This is a genomic window from uncultured Aquabacterium sp. (assembly GCF_947366995.1).
Lineage (GTDB): Bacteria > Pseudomonadota > Gammaproteobacteria > Burkholderiales > Burkholderiaceae_C > Aquabacterium.
Genome location: NZ_CANBCC010000126.1, coordinates 1 through 2,592, shown reverse-complemented (window position 1 = coordinate 2,592; position 2,592 = coordinate 1). Strand labels below are relative to the sequence as shown.

Below are 2,592 nucleotides of genomic sequence, written 5' to 3'. Positions count from 1 at the left end.
TTCGACGTGTCTGGAGCGACTACTTGGCGGGTGATGCGTGGCGTGCGAGCCAAGCCTGCATCAGCCGGATCTCGTTGGCCTGCTCGGTGATGATTCCCTGCGCGAGGTTGCGCACTTCCGGGTCTTGCGTGTTGAGCAGGATCGACTTGGCCATGTCGATGGCGCCCTGGTGATGGGGAATCATCATGGTCATGAAGTCGTGCGCGGGCTGGCCGTTCATGGGTGCGGTGCGCATGTCGTGGTCCATTACGGCCATGGCATCACCCATCAGCGCATCGAAGGGCTTGGCCGTGCTGGCCATGAAGCTGGGAGGCACGACGCCCTCGGCTTTCATACCGTGCGCGTGCATGTCGGCCGCCTGCGTCAACGTGCTCCCTGCGACCAGCAACCCGAGGATGCCCGCACGAACGAAGCCGCTGCTCATGCCGCTTTCTTGTTCCATGCGCTGCACCAGCCCGCGGCAGCGACCTGCTTGCCGGCGAACAGCGGGCAGCCGCCCGTCGCTTCCTTGGGCTTGCCTTGAAACAGCTGACAGTTCGCGCAGTTCTGGCTGGCCGCGTGATTGGGGAATTTCTTGGCGTCGACCTTGGTGGTGTCTTCCTTGTAGCCGAGCGCCACGGCCTGAGGATCGGTCTCGGCCAGCTTCGGGCCGCCGGACTGTGCGTGGGCGGCGGAGACGGACAGCGCGGTTGCCGCGCCGGCAACTTGGAAGATGAAAAAGCGGCGATTCGTGGGGGTCATTTTTTTAATCTCGTGGGGGTTTTGGTCGTTGCCGGAGTCTTCGCTGCAGCGATCGGGGGCGTGCTTATTGCTTCAAGACGAACGCAGCCAGCGCTTTCACCTCTTCGGGTTTCAGTGCGGCGAAAGGCGGCATCGGCACGCTGCCCCATTTGCCGACGCTGCCGCCACGGATGCTGGCCTCCAGCTTTGACTGCGCCTGCGGATCGGCCTTGTACTTCTCGGCGACGTCGTGATAGCCCGGACCGACGATCTTCTGGGTCAGGCCGTGGCAACTCAGGCAGGCGTTGCTCGCAAGAAGCGCTTGGACGTTGACACTCGCGCCACCGGCTGGTGGCGTGGCCGCAGCACCCGGTGACGTTGGCGGAGCGGGCGACGCTGGCGCGGGTGTGGAGGCGGCGATCACATTGGCGTCTGTGGCCTTCGCGGACCCGTAGGCGACCGCCAGGTAGGCACCCACCTGCTTGACTTCGTCGTCACTGATCGGCGCACCGTAGGTGTGCTGCATCTTGGCCATCTCGGCGGTCCACTGCGTCTGCGTCATGCCGGGTGGCTGGTAGTTGACGTAGTCCGCCGAATGGCAGATCGCGCATTTCTGCATCGCGATGGCGTAGCCCGGCAGCTTCGAGGGGCGCAGCTTCGACGTGTCGGGCTGCAGCTTGATGTCGGGCGGCGCGGCCAACGCGTTGAACGCGATCAACACGCAGCAGCCAAGAACGGCACGGACCAAAAAAGTGGGGGTTTTCATGGCGTGTCCTCAGGCGATGGTGACCGGCGTGGACTCGACCACATGGCGGCGGTAACCCGCCGGATTCCAGTCCACCGTGGCGGGCTGGCCTTCGCCCTTCTGGTTGGTCGCACGGACCATGAGCACGGCTCGGCCCATCTTCGCGAAGCTCACCGGCGCCCGCCATTCGCGAAACGAGAAGCGCCCCAGATCCTTGCCGAGCGTCGCCGCCTTCCAGCTCCGGCCGCCGTCGATGGAGACTTCCACCGTCTTGATGCCGGCACCGGCATCGAAGGCGATTCCCTTGAGTTCGATCGAGCGGGCGGCGGGCAGGATGCCACCGGCTTGGACGCTGGTGATGAAGCTGCGCACGGGCAGCGTGGAGATGGGCCGCGTCTTCGCCGCTGCGGAACCCGGTGCCACGCACTGGCAGTCGTTGTCGGGCACGCGGTAGGCGGTCGTCATGAACAGCGCGTCGTGGCCGTCGAACACATGGTCGATGACCTCGATTTCCGAGAGGTGCTTGACCCAGTAGGTGCCGAAGTAGCCCGGCACGATGAGCTTGACCGGGTAGCCGTTGAGGAACGGAAGGTCCTTGCCGTTCATGCCCCAAGCGAGCATCGGTTCGTCCTGCAGCGCGTGTTCGATGTCCAGCGCCTTGCGAAAGTCCGAGGTCGCGGGCAGCACCGGCGTGTCGAGGCCGTTGAAGGTTACCTGGCGGGCACTTGCAGCCACACCCGCCTTCTCGAGCACCTTGCGCAGCGGCACGCCGACCCATCGGGCATTGCCCATCGCGCCATTGGCGAGCTGTGCGCCGAAGACGCGCGGCGACGAGTACCCGCGGCTGTTGCCGGAGCACTGGTTGACCGCCACCACCTCCACCGGCTCGGCCAGTGCCTTCAGTTCGGCCAGCGACAGGTTCAACGGCGTGTTGACCTTTCCCTTGACGGTGAGCCGGTAGGTAGCAGGGTCGACCGCCAGCGGGATGTTGGCCAGGTGGTAACGCACGAAGAAAGCGTCGTTGGCGGTGATCGGCCCTTCGTTGAAGACTGAGAATGGCGTTTCCAGATGCGGCGGCCGGGTGTGAACGCGAATCAGCGGCCGTTTTTGCGGGTACGTCACCATGG

Annotated in this window: 4 protein-coding genes; all 4 read right to left on the bottom strand. The window is 64.9% G+C overall.

Annotated elements, in window-relative coordinates; translation table 11 throughout:
- Nucleotides 1-19 precede the first annotated feature (19 nt).
- Nucleotides 20-349: a DUF305 domain-containing protein gene (locus Q0Z44_RS18260; RefSeq protein ID WP_236637094.1), complete on the bottom strand. Its 330-nt coding sequence runs from the start codon at nt 347-349 to the stop codon at nt 20-22.
- Between the two features lie 71 nt (nt 350-420).
- The gene (locus Q0Z44_RS18255) at nt 421-741 is read right to left on the bottom strand and encodes a high-potential iron-sulfur protein (protein WP_114655810.1); all 321 of its coding nucleotides are present in this window, start codon (nt 739-741) and stop codon (nt 421-423) included.
- Nucleotides 742-805: 64 nt separating this feature from the next.
- Nucleotides 806-1,486, bottom strand: a complete 681-nt coding sequence (locus tag Q0Z44_RS18250; RefSeq protein ID WP_273623928.1) for a c-type cytochrome — start codon at nt 1,484-1,486, stop codon at nt 806-808.
- 9 nt (nt 1,487-1,495) lie between these two features.
- Nucleotides 1,496-2,592: molybdopterin-dependent oxidoreductase (locus tag Q0Z44_RS18245; RefSeq protein WP_298015429.1), on the bottom strand; the 1,097-nt coding region annotated here is incomplete at its 5' end.

What these genes read in the sequence shown, in the direction of transcription:
- Q0Z44_RS18260 (WP_236637094.1), bottom strand. Translation starts at nt 349, where the DNA reads ATGCACGCGCACGGTATGAAAGCCGAGGGCGTCGTGCCTCCCAGCTTC.
- Q0Z44_RS18250 (WP_273623928.1), bottom strand. Translation starts at nt 1,486, where the DNA reads ATGAAAACCCCCACTTTTTTGGTCCGTGCCGTTCTTGGCTGCTGCGTG.
- Q0Z44_RS18255 (WP_114655810.1), bottom strand. Translation starts at nt 741, where the DNA reads ATGACCCCCACGAATCGCCGCTTTTTCATCTTCCAAGTTGCCGGCGCG.